This window comes from Streptomyces sp. BoleA5 (assembly GCF_000373665.1).
Lineage (GTDB): Bacteria > Actinomycetota > Actinomycetes > Streptomycetales > Streptomycetaceae > Actinacidiphila.
Genome location: NZ_KB892093.1, coordinates 151,194 through 168,023 on the forward strand (window position 1 = coordinate 151,194; position 16,830 = coordinate 168,023).

Annotated in this window: 17 protein-coding genes and 2 pseudogenes; 10 read left to right on the forward strand and 9 right to left on the reverse strand. The window is 75.4% G+C overall.

The genetic code is table 11. The features are described from left to right. Nucleotides 1–34 precede the first annotated feature (34 nt). From B085_RS50615 to B085_RS49965, 3 genes and pseudogenes are all read left to right on the forward strand, one after another. Nucleotides 35–286 (forward strand): annotated as a pseudogene (locus tag B085_RS50615) (cytochrome c oxidase subunit I); the annotation flags it as partial. A 10-nt stretch (nt 287–296) separates the two neighbouring features. Continuing rightward, complete coding sequence (locus B085_RS41825; RefSeq protein ID WP_018558280.1) at nt 297–650, forward strand: PaaI family thioesterase; 354 nt, start codon at nt 297–299, stop codon at nt 648–650. Next, nucleotides 641–811, forward strand: coding sequence for a hypothetical protein (locus B085_RS49965; protein WP_018558281.1), 171 nt, complete (start codon nt 641–643; stop codon nt 809–811). The genes B085_RS41825 and B085_RS49965 overlap by 10 nt, the downstream gene beginning before the upstream one ends. A gap of 3 nt (nt 812–814) precedes the next feature. Here B085_RS49965 and B085_RS0109195 read toward each other — a convergent pair whose 3' ends face one another. From B085_RS0109195 to B085_RS0109205, 3 genes are read right to left on the reverse strand one after another with little or no spacing between them, the layout of a single operon-like run. Beyond that, nucleotides 815–2,677, reverse strand: a complete 1,863-nt coding sequence (locus tag B085_RS0109195) for a GMC family oxidoreductase (protein ID WP_018558282.1) — start codon at nt 2,675–2,677, stop codon at nt 815–817. Further along, the gene (locus B085_RS41830) at nt 2,674–4,086 is read right to left on the reverse strand and encodes a hypothetical protein (protein ID WP_018558283.1); all 1,413 of its coding nucleotides are present in this window, start codon (nt 4,084–4,086) and stop codon (nt 2,674–2,676) included. Before B085_RS41830 ends, B085_RS0109195 begins: the two co-directional genes overlap by 4 nt. Continuing rightward, nucleotides 4,083–4,775 (reverse strand): FadR/GntR family transcriptional regulator, encoded by a 693-nt coding sequence (locus tag B085_RS0109205; RefSeq protein WP_018558284.1) that lies wholly within the window; start codon nt 4,773–4,775, stop codon nt 4,083–4,085. Before B085_RS0109205 ends, B085_RS41830 begins: the two co-directional genes overlap by 4 nt. Before the next feature lie 243 nt (nt 4,776–5,018). Between B085_RS0109205 and B085_RS41840 the strand changes: the two genes are divergently transcribed. After that, nucleotides 5,019–6,401, forward strand: coding sequence for a serine hydrolase domain-containing protein (locus tag B085_RS41840; RefSeq protein ID WP_078619823.1), 1,383 nt, complete (start codon nt 5,019–5,021; stop codon nt 6,399–6,401). A gap of 30 nt (nt 6,402–6,431) precedes the next feature. On the opposite strand, the gene B085_RS0109215 is transcribed toward B085_RS41840, so the two are convergent. After that, nucleotides 6,432–7,805 carry an amidase gene (locus B085_RS0109215; RefSeq protein ID WP_018558287.1) on the reverse strand — a complete coding sequence of 458 codons (1,374 nt, stop codon included), beginning with the start codon at nt 7,803–7,805 and terminating at the stop codon, nt 6,432–6,434. Between the two features lie 130 nt (nt 7,806–7,935). Beyond that, nucleotides 7,936–8,910 (reverse strand): lysylphosphatidylglycerol synthase transmembrane domain-containing protein, encoded by a 975-nt coding sequence (locus tag B085_RS0109220; RefSeq protein ID WP_018558288.1) that lies wholly within the window; start codon nt 8,908–8,910, stop codon nt 7,936–7,938. A gap of 361 nt (nt 8,911–9,271) precedes the next feature. On the opposite strand from B085_RS0109220, the gene B085_RS41845 reads away from it, so the two are divergent. Beyond that, on the forward strand, nt 9,272–10,207 hold the full coding sequence (locus tag B085_RS41845; protein WP_018558289.1) for an RNA polymerase sigma factor SigF: 936 nt from the start codon (nt 9,272–9,274) through the stop codon (nt 10,205–10,207). 28 nt (nt 10,208–10,235) lie between these two features. On the opposite strand, the pseudogene B085_RS51625 reads toward B085_RS41845, so the two are convergent. Both B085_RS51625 and B085_RS0109235 read right to left on the reverse strand, forming a co-directional pair. Then, nucleotides 10,236–10,406, reverse strand: a pseudogene (locus B085_RS51625) (ANTAR domain-containing protein); the annotation flags it as partial. An 80-nt stretch (nt 10,407–10,486) separates the two neighbouring features. Next, nucleotides 10,487–11,041: a cysteine hydrolase family protein gene (locus tag B085_RS0109235; RefSeq protein ID WP_018558291.1), complete on the reverse strand. Its 555-nt coding sequence runs from the start codon at nt 11,039–11,041 to the stop codon at nt 10,487–10,489. Nucleotides 11,042–11,321: 280 nt separating this feature from the next. Between B085_RS0109235 and B085_RS41850 the strand changes: the two genes are divergently transcribed. Next, the gene (locus B085_RS41850; protein WP_018558292.1) at nt 11,322–12,611 is read left to right on the forward strand and encodes a ferritin-like domain-containing protein; all 1,290 of its coding nucleotides are present in this window, start codon (nt 11,322–11,324) and stop codon (nt 12,609–12,611) included. Between the two features lie 429 nt (nt 12,612–13,040). Beyond that, nucleotides 13,041–13,220 (forward strand): hypothetical protein, encoded by a 180-nt coding sequence (locus B085_RS49210; RefSeq protein WP_018558293.1) that lies wholly within the window; start codon nt 13,041–13,043, stop codon nt 13,218–13,220. 48 nt (nt 13,221–13,268) lie between these two features. Here B085_RS49210 and B085_RS0109250 read toward each other — a convergent pair whose 3' ends face one another. Continuing rightward, nucleotides 13,269–13,619, reverse strand: a complete 351-nt coding sequence (locus tag B085_RS0109250) for a hypothetical protein (protein ID WP_018558294.1) — start codon at nt 13,617–13,619, stop codon at nt 13,269–13,271. 201 nt (nt 13,620–13,820) lie between these two features. Here B085_RS0109250 and B085_RS0109255 point away from each other — a divergent pair, with 201 nt between their 5' ends. Both B085_RS0109255 and B085_RS46750 read left to right on the forward strand, forming a co-directional pair. Further along, on the forward strand, nt 13,821–14,225 hold the full coding sequence (locus B085_RS0109255; protein ID WP_026250833.1) for a VOC family protein: 405 nt from the start codon (nt 13,821–13,823) through the stop codon (nt 14,223–14,225). A 116-nt stretch (nt 14,226–14,341) separates the two neighbouring features. Further along, complete coding sequence (locus B085_RS46750) at nt 14,342–15,442, forward strand: hypothetical protein (RefSeq protein WP_018558296.1); 1,101 nt, start codon at nt 14,342–14,344, stop codon at nt 15,440–15,442. Between the two features lie 84 nt (nt 15,443–15,526). On the opposite strand, the gene B085_RS0109265 is transcribed toward B085_RS46750, so the two are convergent. After that, complete coding sequence (locus tag B085_RS0109265) at nt 15,527–15,958, reverse strand: hypothetical protein (protein WP_018558297.1); 432 nt, start codon at nt 15,956–15,958, stop codon at nt 15,527–15,529. A 568-nt stretch (nt 15,959–16,526) separates the two neighbouring features. Between B085_RS0109265 and B085_RS0109270 the strand changes: the two genes are divergently transcribed. Then, a complete protein-coding gene (locus B085_RS0109270; RefSeq protein WP_199789176.1) occupies nt 16,527–16,823 on the forward strand; it encodes an FmdB family zinc ribbon protein in 297 nt (98 codons plus the stop codon). Nucleotides 16,824–16,830 lie beyond the last annotated feature (7 nt).

Genomic DNA, 16,830 nt, shown 5'->3' on the forward strand with positions numbered 1-16,830 from the left:
TCCGGCGGGACGCGGGCGCGGCAGCCGCTTCGTGCGGACGGCCGGGTACGGCGAGCCGGTCGGGACCGACGACCCCTGGGGCTGGGGACGTTCCCTGGAGTGGGCGACGAGCTGCCCGCCGCCACGCCACAACTTCCGCTCCCTGCCGCGCATCCGGTCCGAGTCGCCGGCCTTCGACCTGCGCCACCCCACGCCCGCCGTGCCCGCAGTGGTGTCCGGCCCGCTGTCGGGAACGGTATCCAAGCTGCCGGATGCGCCACTCCCGGTGACCCGGTCCGACGCCTAGCGTCGGTGCCATGACGACGTACGAGGCCGCCACCGCCACCCGCTCGCGCACCCACACCTGGGAGCCGCGCCCCGAACCCACCCCCGAAGTGCTGGAGATGACCGGGCGCGAGGTCCTGCAGGGCGCCATCGACGGCCGCTTCCCCGAGGCCTCGATCATGAGCACCCTGGGCTTCCGCCTCGTGGAGGTCGGCGACGGGCGCGCGGTCTTCGAGGGCGATCCCGGGGACCACCTGCTCAACCCGATGGGCACGGTGCACGGCGGCTTCCTCGCCACCCTGCTGGACTCCGCTCGCGGCTCCGCCGTGATGAGCCGGCTCCCGGCCGGATCCGCCTACACCACCGTGCAGTTGGGGTGCACCTGATCCGGCCGGTGCTCCCCGGCGCGGCCGCGCTGCGCCGCGAGGGGGTGGCGCTCCACGTCGGACGGACGACGGCCACCGCCGAGGCGCGGGTGACTGGCGCGGCCGACGGGAAGCGCTACGCCCACGGCACGACGACCTGCGCGGTCCTCCGGACCGGCTGATCCTCAGCCGGCCGCCCGCACCGCGCCCTCGCCGACCGCCAGGGCCAGCGCCATGATGCTGAGCTGCGGGTTCACCTCGGGGCAGCTGGGCAGCGCCGAGGCGTCGGCGATCAGCACCCCGTGGACGCCGCGCAGCCGGCCCGCGGGGTCGGCGGGCGCCACCTGCGGGTCCGCGCCCAGCGCCACCGTCCCCGTGGGGTGGAAGGCCGACAGGTGCAGCTGCCGTGCCGTGACCCCCTCCAGGGCCGCCGCGAACTCCCGCCGCGTACGGGCCCGCGGCGCGGCGGGGACGCCGGTGAGGACCTCCTCGGCCCCGGCCGCGAAGAGCAGGTCGCCCATCGCGCGGACGGCGCGCAGCAGACGGCGGCCGTCGCGGGGGTCGAGGTCGTAGCGGAGCAGAGTGCCCTCGCGGCCGAGTACACGTCCGCCGGGCCGGTCCGCGATCATCGCGCCGAGGGTGGCCAGCCGTCCGGAGTCCTCCAGTTCCGCGCGCAGTTCCCGGCCGACGCCCGGCAGCACGAACGAGCCCATGCCGGGCGGCGGCGCGGTCGCCTCGAGGAGGATGCCGTCCTCGTGCAGCTCCTCCACTCCGACGCTCTGCAGCACCGAGGGCCCGCCGTCCGCGACCGGGTCGGCGAACCGCCCGGCGACGCTGGTGGCGGGGTGCACGGCCAGGTTGCGGCCGGTCCGAGGGTGCCCGCCGAGGCCGGAGCGGCGCAGCAGCGGGGGAGTGCGCAGCGCGCCCGCGGCCACCACGACCAGCGGGCTGAGGATCTCCAGTTCGCTGCCGTCCGGCCGCCGTACCGCCACCCCGCAGGCGCGCGGGCCGCCCGGCCGGTCGGGCTCGGTCAGCACCCGCCGCACATGGGCGCCGGTGACGATCCGGGCACCGGCCGCGCACGCCTGCGGCAGCACCGACAGCTGGACGCTCTGCTTCGCCCCGGACGGGCAGCCCACCACGCACTGGCACGAGCCCCGGCACCCGGGGGCGTTGCGCCGCAGGGGCGCGGCCCGCCAGCCGAGACCGTCCGCGCCGAGCAGGGCGAGGGCGCCGTTGCGGCCGAGCACGTCCCGCGGCTGGCGGGCCACCCGCAGGGTGCGCTCCACCTCGTCCAGGTGCGCGCCGAAGGCCACCGGGTCCGCGAGGTCCCCGAGCCCGTACTCCTCGCGCCAGCGGGCCAGCACCCGGTCCGGAGTGCGGTAGCAGGTGCCGGAGTTGACGACCGTCGTGCCGCCGACGGCGCGCCCGGTCGGCACGACCACCGGGGGGTTGCCGAAGGCGATGGTCGCGCCGCCGTCGCGGTACAGCCCGGCGAACCGGTCGAGCGGGGCCCGGCGTCCGAACTCCGCCGTGGTGTGCCGCCGGCCCTCCTCCAGGACGACCACCCGCAGGCCCGCGCGGGCCAGGGTGCGCGCCGCCATCGCCCCGCCCGCGCCGGAGCCGACGACGACGGCGTCCGCGCGGGAGCGGTCCGGCCACTCGCCGGCGGGCACGCAGTCCAGCGGCGGGTCCTGCGGCGCCGGGGGCGCCGCGGCCCGGGGCGGCTCCGCCATCAGGCGCTCGGTGCCCGCCGCCAGCAGCACCGGCACCTTCACCACGTCGAGCAGGGGCAGCAGCGCGGGGCGAGCCGCGAGCCCCGCAAGCACCCGTTCCCGCTCGCCCGGGCCCAGCCGGTCCAGCCGCCGGCCGGTGCGCGCCGCCGCGTAGGCGTCCACCGCGGCCGCCGCGGCGCGGAAGCCGTGCCGGGTCCGCGCGGGCATCGCCGCCAGCAGGCCGTCCAGCCGGCGCGGCACCCCCGCGGGCCAGCCGCCGTCGCCCGCGTCGGCGAGCAGCGCGGCCACCAGGCCGCGGACGGCCGCGCTCACCGCTCGCCCACTTCGGCGTGGGCGGTGCCGGCGAGCGTCCATTCCGCCTCGGTGCGCCAGCCGCCGCGGCCCCGGCGCTCCAGCAGCACATGGGCGTCGGCGGTCTCGCTGTTGCGGCACAGGGCGGGGGAGCCGTCGGGGTCGGCGTAGTCGAGGGCGAGGGTGCGTTCGTCCGGCTGGTCGACCCGTACGGTGATCCGCCGCCCGCCCGCGCGGCCCCTCACGCTCCAGTGCGGCAGGCCGATGTCGGCGGTGAAGCGGCCGAGACCGGCGCGCCCCAGGGCCGGGCGCAGACCGCCGCGCGGCCAGTCGCGGCCGTCCTTGCGCAGCCTGAGGAAGACCAGCGGCGGCAGCCGGTCCAGGCCCGGGCGGGTGGAGACCGCGGCGACGACCTCCAGCACGTCGCCGTCGCCGAGGTCGGCGTGCAGCCACGCCCAGCGCCGGGCATTGCCGTGGCCGTAGATGCGGGCCGAGGCCCCGGGCGCGGCGCGCAGGGCGATTTCGGACGCGCCGTGGCGGACGGTGCCCGTGTACCGGGCGCGGGGCGACGGAACGATCTGCGCGGCGGGCAGCAGCGGATGCCGCCACGACCAGCGCGGGAAGGTGTACAGCGGCCGCTCGCCGCCGGCGTCCTCGGTGAGGTCCCAGGAGAGCTCGCCCGCCGTGCCCCGCAGCCGGCCGGGCACGGCCTCGACCCCGTCCGCCGTGAAGCCCCCGGGGTCCTTCGCCGGGTCCCAGGGCAGCGGGCCGAAGCGGGCGTGCTCCACGGGGCCCTCGCCCTTCGGGGGGAAGACGGCGGCCCAGCCGTGGGCGAAGGCGGGGGAGCCGCCGGCGGGGGCGACGAGTTCGTGGTGGAACCACAGTCCGGTGCCCGTCGCCGGGTCGGTGGCCGTGGTGTACCAGACCTCGGTGCGGCCCGCCGTGCCGTCCCAGCGTGGCGCCCACTGCGCCCGGGGGTCGTCCCGGCGCGGGAAGCGGAAGCTCGCCAGGAAGGGCGCGAGCGAGGTCACCGTCCGGAAGCGCAGGGTGCCCGTGCCGGCCGGCTCCGGGCCGTCCCCGGCGGTGAGGGTGAAGGGCAGTGTCGTCATCGAGGCCAGCGGCCGTCGCGGGGTGACGGACTTCCAGCCCTCCAGCAGGCAGGGCCCGCCGTCGAGTTCGCACTCCAGCCGGTAGTGGATGCGCCGCCGGGCCAGCGGGGAGACCTCCAGCGTGCCGCTGACGGCGGTGTCGGCGCGGCCCGCGACGCGCAGGCGTCCGGTGACGAGGGCCGCGGTCGTGCGGTGCGGCAGCAGCAGGTCCTCGCTGCGTGCCGTCAACTCCAGCCGCACCGGCCGCTCGCGGTCCTCCCCGCGCAGCCGTACGGTGCCCGTCATGGTCTCGGCGAAGACCGTCCCCCGTGCCGCGCTCACCGCGACCTCAGCCCCTCGCGCATGATCTCCTCGGTCGCCGCCAGATACGCCTCCGCCGCCGCGCGGGCGGCCGCGCCGTCGCCCTCCTCCACCGCGGCGACCACCGGCGCCAGCCGCCCGTACGCCTCCTCCGCGTCCTGGAAGGGGCCCGCGAGGTGCCGGCGCATCGGCAGGTACGCGTTGAAGAGGGTGTTGGTGAGGAGCGCGTAGACACGGTTGCCGGTGGCGCGGGCCAGCGCCCGGTGCACCTCGGCGTCCGCGAGCTGCACCGCGTCCGGGTCCCCGGCCGTGCGTACGGCCTCCACCAGCTCCCGCAGCCGGGTCCGTGCGGCGTCGCCCGCCCGGTCCGCCGCGGCGCCGGCGATCAGGGCGCCCACCCCGCGCCGCACCTCGAAGATCTCGGAGAGCCAGCGGGCGTCGTGCCGGACGAGCATGGGGAGCAGGTCGGCGCCGCCGAGGCGCTCGTAGTCCCGCACCCGGGTGCCGACGCCGTGCCGCGTCTCCAGCAGTCCGGCCTGCACCAGCCGCCCGAAGGCGTGCTTGAGGGTGGTCCGGGTGACGCCGTACCCCTCGGCCAGTGTGCGTTCGGGCGGCAGCAGGCTCCCCGCGGGGTGTCGGCCGGTGAGGATCTCCTCGCGGATGCGGTCCTCCAGGACGTCCACGATCGACGTGCGCGGCAGCGCTTCCATCACACCTCCATGGTTCAGTGGATGAGCCACTCAACCAATGAGCCGACGCACCGTCAAGACCCGCTCCCACGGCGGCCGTCACCCGCCCGGACGCGCGGCACCCGCCGTCCGGTCGCCGCACCGCGGCGGTCGGCTTACGTTCGCGATGGCGTGCCCTCGCCCAGCCCAGCCCAGCCCAGCCCAGCCCAGCCCGGCCCCGCCCCGCTCGATCCCGTCCCGTCCCCACGGCCGAAGGACACCGACATGACGCACCCGTGCGCCCGCCCACCCAGGTTCCGCAGCACCGTGCGGAGGGCCGTCGCGACGGTCCTCGCCGCCGCCGCGCTCCCCACGGCCCTGGCGTGCGGCGGGCCCGCGGACACCACCGGCTCCCCCGAGCGCCCGCGGTCGGCGACGTCCGCGCCGGCCTCGCCGGTGGCGCGGGCCGAGGAGCCGGGCCGGACGGCGGGCCCGTCCTCCGCCTCCCCCGCGTCCGCCTCCCCCGCACAGGCATCCCCCGCACAGGCCTCCCCCAGCGGCTCGCCCGCCGGCGGGAACTTCCCGGCGCTCTCCGGCGAGGTCGTCAGAAAGCTCGACGGCGCGCTCGAGGACACCCTGAAGAGGACCGGAGTGCCCGGCGTGAGCGTCGGGTTGTGGGCCGCGGGCAAGGGCTCCTACGTGCGCGCACTCGGTGTGGCCGACCGGAAGTCGAAGGCGCGCATGTCGCCCGACCTCTACATGCGGATCGGCAGCGAGACCAAGACCTTCACCGTGACGGCGCTGCTGACCCTGGTCGACCAGCGGAAGGTCCGGCTCGACGACCCCGTCTCCCGCTACGTGGACGGCGTGCCCGGCGGTGACGGCATCACCCTGCGGCAACTCGCCGAGATGCGCAGCGGGCTCTACAACTACACCGACGACCCGAACTTCCAGAAGGCCCTCAAGGCCGACCCCGAGCGGGAGTTCGTCCCCGCCGAACTCCTCGCCTACGCCTTCCAGCACCCCTCGCCGTCCGGTCCGGGCTCGCGCTTCCAGTACTCCAACACCAACACCGTCCTGCTGGGCCTGGTGATCGAGAAGGCGAGCGGCCTGCCGTTCGGCGACTACCTGCAGCGCAATGTGCTCGATCCGGCCAAGCTCAAGCACACCGTCCTGCCCGCGGGACGCGCCTTCCCGAACCCGCACGCCCGCGGCTACACCCGCCAGACCAAGGACGGGAAGGAGGCCGACGCCACCAACTGGAACCCCTCCTGGGCCTGGGCGGCCGGCGCCATGATCTCCGACCAGCAGGATCTGCGGGCCTGGGCGCGCATCGTGGCCGACGGCACCCTGCTCGCCAAGGCGACGCAGGCGCAGCGCACGACCTTCCTCCCCACCTCGTACCCGGGCATCGGCTACGGCATCGGCCTCTTCGACAACCACGGCTGGGTCGGGCACAACGGCTCGCTGCCCGGCTACCAGAGCACGGCCGTGTACCTGCCCGCCGCCAAGGCCACCATGGTCGTGCTGCTCAACACCGACACCGCCGTGGGCGGCAGCGAGCCCAGCAGCCTCTTCGCCGAGGCGATCACCAAGATCGTCACCCCGGACCACGTCTACGCGTTCCCGCCCACCAACGGCACCGGCACCAGCCCGAGCAGCAGCTGAGCGCCGGCCGCCCCGGCGGCGGGGAGGGGCTCAGCCCACCGTGAACGGCGGCCTGCGGTCCCGCCACGGGACGGCCTGCTCCAGCTGCGCGGCCACGCCCAGCAGCAGGTCCTCCCGGCCCTGGGCGGCGACCAGTTGCACCCCGACCGGCAGTCCCTCGCGGCTCTGGCCGAGCGGCAGGCTGACCGCCGGATGTCCCGAGACGTTGAAGGCCGCCGTGAACGGCCCGTACGCGAACAGTTCGCGCAGCCACGAGCGCACCGTGTGCCGGGGGTCGTCGTGGTCGAGGGTGCCGTGGGGCGCGGGGAGCGCGCCCAACGTCGGCGTGACGAGCAGGTCGTATCCGGCGAAGAAGCGCCCCACCGCCCGCGTCACCCGGTGCTGCGCGTCCATCGCCGCCATCAGCTTGAGCGCCGTGCACGCCTCGGTCTCGGCGAGCACCGCCCGCGACACCGCCTCCAGCAAGGAGCGGTCCATGCGCGGCGCCGCCCGCAGCAGCGCGCCGCCACTGGCGAACGCGCCCAGCGCGGTGGCCTCCACGAGGTCGTCCGCGTCCAGGCGCGGCGCGTCCTCGGTGACGTGGTGCCCGATCCACTCCAGCACCTTGCCCGCGTCGACGGTGACCGCGGCGACCTGCGCGTCCACGGGTGTGCCCGTCCACGCGGCGGTGGTCACGGCGATCCGCAGCCGCCCCGGGTCGGTGCGCACCACCCGCGCGTACGGCACCGGGGGCGCCGGGAGGGGGTACTTGTCGCCGTACGAGGGCCCGCTCACGGCGTCCAGCAGCGCCGCGGTGTCCCGTACCGTCCTGGTCACGGCGAACTCCACCTGCAGCCCGAACGCCGCCTCGCCCGCGAGCGGCCCGCACGGGGTGCGTCCCCGGCTCGGCTTGAGCCCGACCAGCCCGCAGCAGGAGGCCGGGATGCGGATCGAACCGCCCGCGTCGTTGGCGTGCGCGAGCGGCACGGCCCCCGCGGCGACCAGCGCGGCCGAGCCGCCGCTCGAACCGCCCACCCCACGCGCCGGGTCCCAGGGGCTGCGGGTCGGCCCGTACCGGACCGGCTCGGTGGCGAAGCTCAGCCCGAACTCCGGCGCGGTGCTCTGGCCGAGCGCCACCAGGCCGGCCTCCCGGAACCGGGCCATCAGATCGTGGTCGGCGTCCGCCACGGCACCGCGCAGCGCGCGGCTGCCCAGGGTGAAGGGCACCCCCCGCAGGAACGGCCCGCCGTCCTTGACCACGAAGGGCACCCCGCCGAACGGCCCGCCCTCGCGGTACGCGGGAGCGGGGTCGAACAGCGGCAGCGTCAGCGAGTTGAGCTCGGCCCCCGCCGCCTCCAGTGCCCTGCGGGCGACGGCCTCCACCTCGCCCGCACCGACCTCCCGGGAGCGGATCAGCTCCCGCAACCCGGTCGCGTCCAGCTCCGCGTACTCGTGCAGCTCCAGCGTTCCGCCCTCCCGCGCCCCGTTTCCAGCGCCCAGCGTGGCATGCCTGGCCCGCCCGTCACCACGAGGTTCTGGCCGGTGGGACCGCGGGTCAGACGACCTTCCTGCGGACCAGCGCGCCCAGGACCAGCGCGCCGGGGACGAGGGGGAGCCACACCGTCACGATGCGGTAGCCGAGCACGGCCGAGGTGGCCGCGGCGAGCGGGGCGCCCGTGGCGACCAGGGCCACCACGAGGGCCGCGTCGACGGAGCCGACGCCACCGGGAGTGGGCAGTGCCGCCGCCGCGACGCTGGCCACCAGGTAGGCGAGGGCGACATGGGCGAACGGCACCGGGACGCCCAGGGACATCGTGACCGCGACGAGGCCCGCGGCCTGCAGGGCGGGGAAGGCGAGCGAGCCGCCCCACAGCGCGAGGGCCCTCGACGGCCGGGCGTGCAGCGTGCGCGCGTCGGTGAACGCCGTGGCCAGGAAGGTACGCGCCACCCGCCGCAGCCGCGGCACGGCGACCAGCGCGACCGTGACGACCGCGCAGACCCCGGCCGCCGCCCCCGCCGTCGGGCCGACCGGTACGGAGACGCCGTCCGGCAGCAGCCCGTCGAGTCGCAGCGCGTGCGGGAATACGGCGAGCAGCACCGCCAGCAGCGTCCCGCGGCCCACGCACTCGGCCAGGAAGTACAGCGCGAGGGCCGCCGCCGACCGGGCCGGCGGCAGGCCGCATGCCCGCATGAAGCGCAGGTTGACCGCGCTCGCCCCGATGCCGGCGGGCAGCAGGTGGTTCGCGGTGCCCGCGGCGAACTGCGTCGCCAGCAGCCGTCCCGCCGGCAGCCGTTCCAGGACCGTGCCCTGCCGCATGAAAGACACCGCCACCCAGGCCAGTCCGGTCGCCGCGACGGCGGCCAGCAGCCAGCCGCGATCGGCGTCCAGCAGTCCGCGGCCCCCGTCGGCGATCAGCCGCCAGTGCCGGGCCACCCACCACCCGACCAGCGCGATCGGGGCCAGGCAGGCGATGCGGCGCAGGGTCGCGCCGCTCAGGAGGTGTGGAGTCGTCGTGGTCGTGATGCCCATGGTCCGGTCGCCCCCGCGCGTCGTGCGCCTGTCCGCAGGTGTGGTCGCTTCTTCATGCCCTGCCCGCGCGACCTGCGGGTGTCCTGCGGCTGACGTCGGGCCCGTCCCCGGATGGCGGAACGGCGTCACCGGCCCCCGTCCCCGGGCCCGGTCGCCACCGGATGCCGGCGGGCAATCACCACCGCGCCGCCTTACCGGGTTTGCGCGGTGCCTTCCGGGGCAGGCGATCCCCGTGCTTCGGAACGGAGGCACGCACGCGCGGGGCGCCCCGGCAGGGCCCCCTGAGCGCGGAGCGTGCCCTTCCGTACGGCACGCCCTGCGCGGCGCGTCCCCGGACCCCGCAGGAAGGCGCAGGACGACCATGGCCGCCCGAAAGCCCCGCACCAGGCATCCGCATCCGCACTCCCCGCCGCACCCGCCGCCGGGTGCCCGTACGCGTCCGCACGAGGACGCCCCGGACACCGCGGAGGCCCAGCGGCGGATCGCGGCCCTCCCCGAGGGACCGGAGAAGGAGGCCCTGCGCGAGCAGGTCGTCATCGCCTGGATCCCGATGTCCGAACGGCTCGCCCGCCGCTTCCGGCACCGCGGGGAGTCCGCCGAGGACCTCCGGCAGGTCGCCGCGCTCGGCCTGGTGAAGGCCGTACGGCGCTACGACCCCGCACGCGGCAGCGCCTTCGAGAGCTTCGCCGTCCCCACCATCGTGGGTGAGGTCAAACGCCACTTCCGTGACCACATGTGGGGTGTGCACGTCCCCCGCAGGGTCCAGGAACTGCGCAGCCGGGTCCGTACCGTGCGCCACGAACTCCTCGGGACGCGGGGCCGCACCCCCACCGTCGCCGAGATCGCCGCGCACGCCCGGATGAGCGAGGAGGACGTGCTGGCCGCCATGGAGGCCCTCGACAGCTTCGCCCCCGCCTCCCTGGACTTCGCCGCCCCCGGCGCGGAGGGCCGCACCTTCCTCGACACCCTGGGGTCCGAGGATCCCTGTCTGGACTTCGTCGTGGACCGTGTGGCCGTCGCCCCGCGGCTGCGCGAACTCCCCCCGCGTGAACGGCAGATCCTCTACCTGCGGTTCTTCCGCGACATGACGCAGACCCAGATAGCCGACCAGCTGGGCCTGTCCCAGATGCACGTCTCCCGGCTGATCACCCGCACCTGCCGCCGGCTTCGCGAGGAGGTCGAGGCGGCCGGGCGGACCGGGGACGCCGGGCCCGCACCAGGGCGTGGTGGACGTCCGCCGGCAGCTGCCGGCCCGCCGCACTCGCCACGAGCGCGGCCGCGACGTCGCGGAGCTTGACGTTGCCGTACTGGGAGGCGCGGACGAGGACCGCCCAGGCCGCGTCCCCGGGGCAGGGCGTCAGCGCCATCACCATGCCGACGGCCCGGTCGATGACGGCGCGGCTGTCCAGCGCGCGGCGCAACTGCTCGTTCTCCGCGCGCAGCCGTCCCACCTCGCTGTCCGCGTCGTCCTCGGGACCGGCCGTCAGGGGGACCATCGTCAGCACCTCCTGACGTGCGGGTGCCCCGAATGCGCGTTCCCATACGGGTGCCGGAGGTGACGGCCCGGCAGCCGGAGTCAGCCACGCAGCGCGATCCCGGACGAGGGCGTGACGAGGGTGCCCATGTTGCGCTCCATCATCCGCAGCGCGGCGTCCGCGAGGTCCCGGTGGATGTGCGCGACGGCGTCCGGCGCGACGACGGTCAGCACATGGCGGATGTGCGCGTCGAGGGCGGAGTAGAGCACGCACTGCTCGGTGACCTGCCCGCACAGCACCAGGCGGCCCACGCCCAACTGCCCCAGCAGGTACTCCAGCGGGGTCTGGAAGAAGATCGAGTGCCGGGCCTTCAGGACGAACAGCGAGTCCGCGTCGGGGCGTACGGGCTCCACCAGGTCGGCGTGCGGGCCGTCGAGGGCGATGTCGAGGAGTTCCTGGTGGTGCGAGCGCCAGCGGCCGAAGTTGTCGTTGACGTAGACGACGTCCACGCCCTCCTCCCGCGCGCGGGAGATCAGCCGCCGCACCCCGGGCAGCGCCGCGCGCACCGAGGGGAGCAGCAGTTCGGCGTCCTCGTGCTCATAGGTGTTGATCATGTCGATGACCACGAGCGCGGTGGCGTCGCCGGTGTCGTGCATGCCTGGACGTCCTCTGGTGGGGGAGGGGCCGCCGGGCAGCGTACGCCCGTGACCGGCGCGCGCCGCGGAACCCGCGCCGGTCACGGTGCCCACGTCAGGCGGGCGGCCGGTCCCGTCGGCGGGCCGCGCCAGGGACCCGTTGGGCCGCACGGGCGGCGCGCCGCGGCACGCGCGGCGTCGCGGACCCGGAGGCCGGGGCCCGGCTGATAGCTTCGCCAGCCTCGCGGGTCCGACCAGTGCCGTGTCCCGCGCGCCATTCTTCTCGGGGACGGAGACCTGGGTGACGGAACCGGTGGAAGACCAGGACAACGGGCACGGGACCGCCGTGACCCCGCCGGCGGCCCTCGACCGCCGGGGCTTCGTCAAGTCGGCCGCGCTGGCCGCCGTCAGCCCCGCCGTCCTCGGCACCGCCGCCCAGGCGGCCCCGCTCGCGCCGTCGTTGCAGGCGGCGGCAGCCGCGGCCGCGACCGCCGCGGCCCCCGGGGCGGCCCCCGGCGTCGCGGTGGCCGCCGTCCACGGCCTGGTCGCCCGTCTGCTGGCCGTTCCCGCGCCGTCCCGCGGTACCGACTGGCTGCGGCAGGCCCTGCAGGTGGCCGTGGAGCTGGAACTCGCCACCATCCCGCCGTACCTGTGCGCCTGGTGGTCGGTGCGGGACCGGTCGGACACGGTGGCCACCCTGATCCGCGGCATCGTCACCGACGAGATGTTCCACATGGGCCTGGCCTGCAACATGCTCGTCGCCGTGGGCGGACGGCCTCGGATCGCCGCCGTCAGCCCCGACTACCCCTGCCCGCTGCCCGGCGGCGTGCGCAGCGAGCTGACGGTGCACCTCTCCGGCCTGACCCGCGCGTACGTGCGGGACGTCCTCATGGCCATCGAGACCCCGGAGTCCCCGCTCCCCGAGCCGTCCGCGGGACCGCCGACCATCGGCGACTTCTACAACGGGGTCGTCACCGCCTTCCTCGACCACCGCCCCGAACTCAGCGTCCGCGGCCAGATGGGCCAGCGCATCGGCCCCGACGAACTGCGGCCTATGCGCACGCTGGACGACGTCGTCGCCGCCGTGGAGATCATCAAGGAGCAGGGCGAGGGCACCTCGGACTCCCCCGAGGCGCCGACCGGCGATGCCACCGGGGGCCATCGCGACGTGGCCCACTACTACGCCTTCGCCGAGATCTACCACGGCCGCGCCCTGCAGGAGACCGACGGCCTGTGGGAGTTCAGCGGCCCGCCCGTCCCCTTCCCGGACGTCCGCCCCATGGGTGTGGTCCCCAAGGGCGGCTGGCCCCACCCGCCCCGCGAGGCGGCGACCCTGCTGCGCCGCTTCGACACCGTCTACGGTGAGCTGCTGCGCGACCTGGAGGCCGCCTGGCAGTCCGGGGACCACGGTGCGCTCAACCGTGCGATCAGGACGATGGAACAGCTGGAGGAGCCCGCCCTCGCCCTCATGGAGATCCCGCTCGGCGACGGGCGCCACACCTACGGCCCCCAGTTCCGGCCCTTCTTCCCGGGAGCCGGGCAGCCGCCGGCCGCCGCGGGCGGCGGCACCCCGCCGGGACGCCGGCCGTAGCGACCTCCACCGCGGTCAGGGGCCGCCCGGCCGTTCGGATGTGCCGGCGCCGGGCCGCCCACGCACAGGGGACGGCGGCGCCGTCCGCACCTTCTCGGCGCCAGGCGTGGGATCTTGATGCGGCGCGCGGGTGAGCCCGGCCTGTCATATGCCGGGTGCGCAGTCCAGCGGGGCACCCATGCGGGGCCGCGGCGCCGTCGGGCGCCGCCCCGTCGCGGTCGGACCGGGCCGCCCGTACGAGGGAGTCCCCCCACCTCATGATCCGCCCGGTAGCGCTCGCCGCCGCTGCCGCCCTGGGCGATGTGACCGTCACCGTGGGCGGCACCCCTTCGTCCTCACCCCCGGCCCGGCCACATCCTCGTCGGCACCTACGCCCCGTCGCCCGCCCTCGGCCTCGATCCGGGCGGCACCTTCGGCGTCCCGGTCTCGGTGACCTTCGACAACGGTCCCTACACCGCCGACGACGCCGAACCCGTCGGCACCGCGGGCGGTCCGGGCGGTCAGGGTCACAGGGGCGGCACCCTGACGCTCACGGCCCATCTGCTCGCCCTCGGCTACGAGCCCCTGCAGTTCACCGGGGTCGCGGCCGTCACCACGCTGCGCGGCTGACGCCGCCGGCCGGGACCCCGGCCCCCGCGAGGGCCCCGGTCCCGGCCGCTACGCGTCCCGGAACTCGTGCACGACCTCGATCCGGCCCACGATGTGCCGGTAGAATTCGGGCAGTTCCTCCGCGGGCACCCACAGTTCGAGGATCGTCCGGCCGCCCACCTGGCGCACCGGGTAGCGGGCGGCGAACCCGGCCTCGACCTCGAAGCGCGTCACATAACCGGCACCGGAGGCGGGGACGTTCCAGTCGCGGGCGATGCGGATCGCGTAGTCCTCGTCGAGCACCGGGTAGAAGATCGGCTGCTCGGGCAGCCGCGGCGGCCACTCCCGCCACCCCGAGGCCTCGACCAGGGCCAGCTCCTCCGGCCCGGTGGGGCGCCACAGCGTCATCGTGTCCGTCATCGTCCGTCCTCCCGCCCGGAACACCCGGATCGCCGGTCGGCCCGGCCGGCCCGGTCCGGCCGTCCACCGTACGGGCCGCCGCCTTCCCGGCCCACCGGATTACGGCCGCGCATAGGATCGGGGGTACGGCGTCGCGTGCCGGTCACCGGCCGGGTGAGGCATGGAGGCGCCCGTGAGAATGCCTTACGGAGGCATCCCACTGTGTCAGTCGAGTTGAACCACACCATCGTCCACTCCCGTGACAACCGCGAATCCGCCGACTTCCTCGCGCACATCCTCGGCCTGCGGGCCGGCGAGGCATGGGGCCCGTTCGTCCCCCTCCAGCTGAGCAACGGCGTCACGCTCGACTTCGCCACCGTCCCGGCGGAGACGATCGTCATGCAGCACTACGCCTTCCTCGTCCCCGAGTCCGCGTTCGACGGCATCCTGAGCAGGATCCGGGAGGCCGGCCTCACCTACTGGGCCGATCCGCACGGCAAGCGGCCCGGGGAGATCAACCACAACGACGGCGGCCGCGGCGTCTACTTCATGGACCCGGCGGGCCACGGCATGGAGGTCATCACCCGTCCCTACGGGAGTGGCGGCGGCACCACCGGCGAGAGCTGAGAGGGAGGCGGGGAGGGATCGCAAGATTCCTCCCCGCACCCGATCTTGATGGAGCATCAGATTCGCCCTTACCCTGCCGACAGCGCGCCTCGCGCCCGTCGAGGGGAGTGGTCGTCATGGCCGAGAACCCGTCCGGTACACCGTCCGACGACGAGATGCTCCAGGCCCTGGCACGGCACCTGTCCGTGGACGGCGGCGCCGTCCGCCTCGACTCCTCCGCCGGTGCGGACCTCTCCTGGCACTCCGTGCTCGACTGCCGCATCCGCCGCACCACGGAGACCCGCAAGGAGAGCGCCAGGACCGAGAAGGGCCGCAAGGACCTCTCCGCACTCCCCACTTACTCCCACCTCGCCGACTACCGTCCCGGCCCGCCCGCGGAGCACGGCTCCGTGCACCGGATCGAGCTCGTGCGCGAGGGGTCCGTACGCCACAACACCTGTGAGTGCGGCAACGGCGAATGGGCCTGCAAGCGGTGCGAGGGCCGCGGCCGGCTCCCCTGCGACCCGACGACGGCCTGCCCCGACTGCCGGGGACTTGAGTCCTGCGCCGAATGCGACGGCACCGGCAAACCGCGGCCGCGTGCCAAGGACCGCGACCGCGCCGCGCCGGCGACCGCGTCCCGCGCCGTCCCCCGGCGCGTCCGCTGCGCCAAGTGCCGGCGCCCCGGCGCCGCGTGCCCCACCTGTGCCGGGCGGGGCCGCACGCAGTGCTCGCAGTGCACGGGGACGGGACTCGTCGACTGCCCCAAGTGCACGGGCGGCGGCACCGTCGCGCACGACGCGTGCGGGGGGAGCGGGGTCGTCACCACCTGGGTCGGCGCAGTCATCGAGCAGCGCAGCCGCGAGGAACTGGTGCGGCGCCCCCTGAAACGGCCGCCGTTCCCGGTCCGCCGGCGGACCGCCCGGCTGGGCCGGTGGCGCAAGGCCGTACTGACCGGCGACGAGGCTTTGCCCGACGACCTCGACGCCACGCACGCCCAGGCGCTCGTCCCGCACCTCGTCCCCGCGGGCGAGGTCCACCGCAGGATCGTGCTGCGTCACTTGCCCCTCGCCCGCATCACCGTCCCCACCGACCCCGACCGCGTCTTCTACGCCTTCCCCGGGAGCGACGGCATCGAGGTGCTCGGGCTGCCCTCCGGCCGCCGGGTCGCCCGCGGTCTCGCGATCGCCGCTGCCGCCCTGGTCGTGGTCGTGCTGCTGCTGAGCCTCCTGGGGTAGCCGGGCGGGCACGACGAGGGTCCCGGCCTCGCCGGAGGCCGGGACCCTCGTGCCGCCCGGGGGCGGAACGCGAAGCGCGGTGGATCAGGCCGTCACGGGTTCGCCGCCGATCTGGCAGGCCTGGCAGGGCGGTCGGCCGCAGGTGCACTGGGTGATCGCCTCGAGTACGCCGCGGTCGTGGTACAGGCACTCGTCGCGGCAGGTGTGGCGGGGGATGAACCCGGCCTGGATCTCGCCGGGCCAGGGCTCGTGGCCCTCGCGGCAGCGGGCGAAGCGCTCCGGGTCGGTCGCGTGCAGCTCGTGCATCGCGGAGCGGGCCTCGTCCTCCAGCTTCCGTACCCGGGTCACCATGGCCTTGAGCTCGGCGGCCAGGCCCTCGAAGCGCTCGGCGCCGGTCCGTACGTGGGCGGCCCGCAGGGCCATGGCTGCGTTGCCCAGGAACCTGCCGGCGTCCTGGAGGTCGGTGACGTGGTGCATCTGAAGGCCGTTCACGCCACGGACCCATACGGCGTCCATGCTCACTTCTCCACCTCTCCGGCGTTCGCCCTGTTCCGCGCGAAGCGTCGTGTGCCGTCCGATGAGCGCGGCGCCATTGCCACTGCATTACGGAAAAGGCCGATGTATATGAACGCTAAATCCGCGAGTGGTGTCCGTCCAGGAAAAGCACAGTGAACCGCCTCACAGCGGGCATACCGCCCGCGCCGCGCACCGCTGGTCCAGGACCTGTGGACCTGTGTCCAGGACTTACGTCCCGGACCTGTGTCCCGGTCTGCCCCGCTGCCGGCACGGGCCGGGCAGGCGGGCGGCGGAGGGCTCCGGCCGTCCCCGGGGCCCGGAATGCGGTCGCGCCCACGAGGGTGTATATCCGGCGACCGGTTCGCTGCGGAAAGGGAATCGAATGGGATCCGGTGTTTCCGGGAGTGCGGGAAAGGGAACTCCGGAACTCCCTTCCGGCATGCCCCGGGCGCCTTCCGCCGACCTTGACAACTGTCTTGCGGTGGCGTCTCCTTGATAGAGGGATTGTTCCCCCGGCGTGCGATCGACTTGGTGTGCCGCAGACGTCGAGGTTGACCCGGGTGCGCCGATGACCGGAGGCAACTTCATGGCGACCTATGAATACCTTTGCAGCGACTGCGGGCCTTTCGACGTAAGGCTGGCGATAGGTTCCGCACCCGCGACGCACGACTGCCCCGGCTGCGCGGGCGAGGCCCGGCGGGTGTTCTCCTCGCCGTCCCTCGCCGTCACGCCGCACGGGCTCACCTCCTCCCGCGAACGGGAGGAGAAGTCCCGTGAGGCGCCGGACGTGGTGTCCGCCCCGCCGCCGCGCGAGCGGCCGGCGCCGCGGCCCCATCCGGCGCTGTCCCGGCTGCCCAGGCCCTAGCGCGAGG

Bases quoted from the DNA above. Each gene is read 5' to 3' on its own strand.
- B085_RS41825 (WP_018558280.1), top strand. From the start codon at position 297: ATGACGACGTACGAGGCCGCCACCGCCACCCGCTCGCGCACCCACACC.
- B085_RS0109205 (WP_018558284.1), bottom strand. From the start codon at position 4,775: ATGGAAGCGCTGCCGCGCACGTCGATCGTGGACGTCCTGGAGGACCGC.
- B085_RS41840 (WP_078619823.1), top strand. From the start codon at position 5,019: ATGACGCACCCGTGCGCCCGCCCACCCAGGTTCCGCAGCACCGTGCGG.
- B085_RS0109220 (WP_018558288.1), bottom strand. From the start codon at position 8,910: ATGGGCATCACGACCACGACGACTCCACACCTCCTGAGCGGCGCGACC.
- B085_RS41845 (WP_018558289.1), top strand. From the start codon at position 9,272: ATGGCCGCCCGAAAGCCCCGCACCAGGCATCCGCATCCGCACTCCCCG.
- B085_RS0109235 (WP_018558291.1), bottom strand. From the start codon at position 11,041: ATGCACGACACCGGCGACGCCACCGCGCTCGTGGTCATCGACATGATC.
- B085_RS0109250 (WP_018558294.1), bottom strand. From the start codon at position 13,619: ATGACGGACACGATGACGCTGTGGCGCCCCACCGGGCCGGAGGAGCTG.
- B085_RS46750 (WP_018558296.1), top strand. From the start codon at position 14,342: ATGGCCGAGAACCCGTCCGGTACACCGTCCGACGACGAGATGCTCCAG.
- B085_RS0109265 (WP_018558297.1), bottom strand. From the start codon at position 15,958: ATGGACGCCGTATGGGTCCGTGGCGTGAACGGCCTTCAGATGCACCAC.
- B085_RS0109270 (WP_199789176.1), top strand. From the start codon at position 16,527: ATGACCGGAGGCAACTTCATGGCGACCTATGAATACCTTTGCAGCGAC.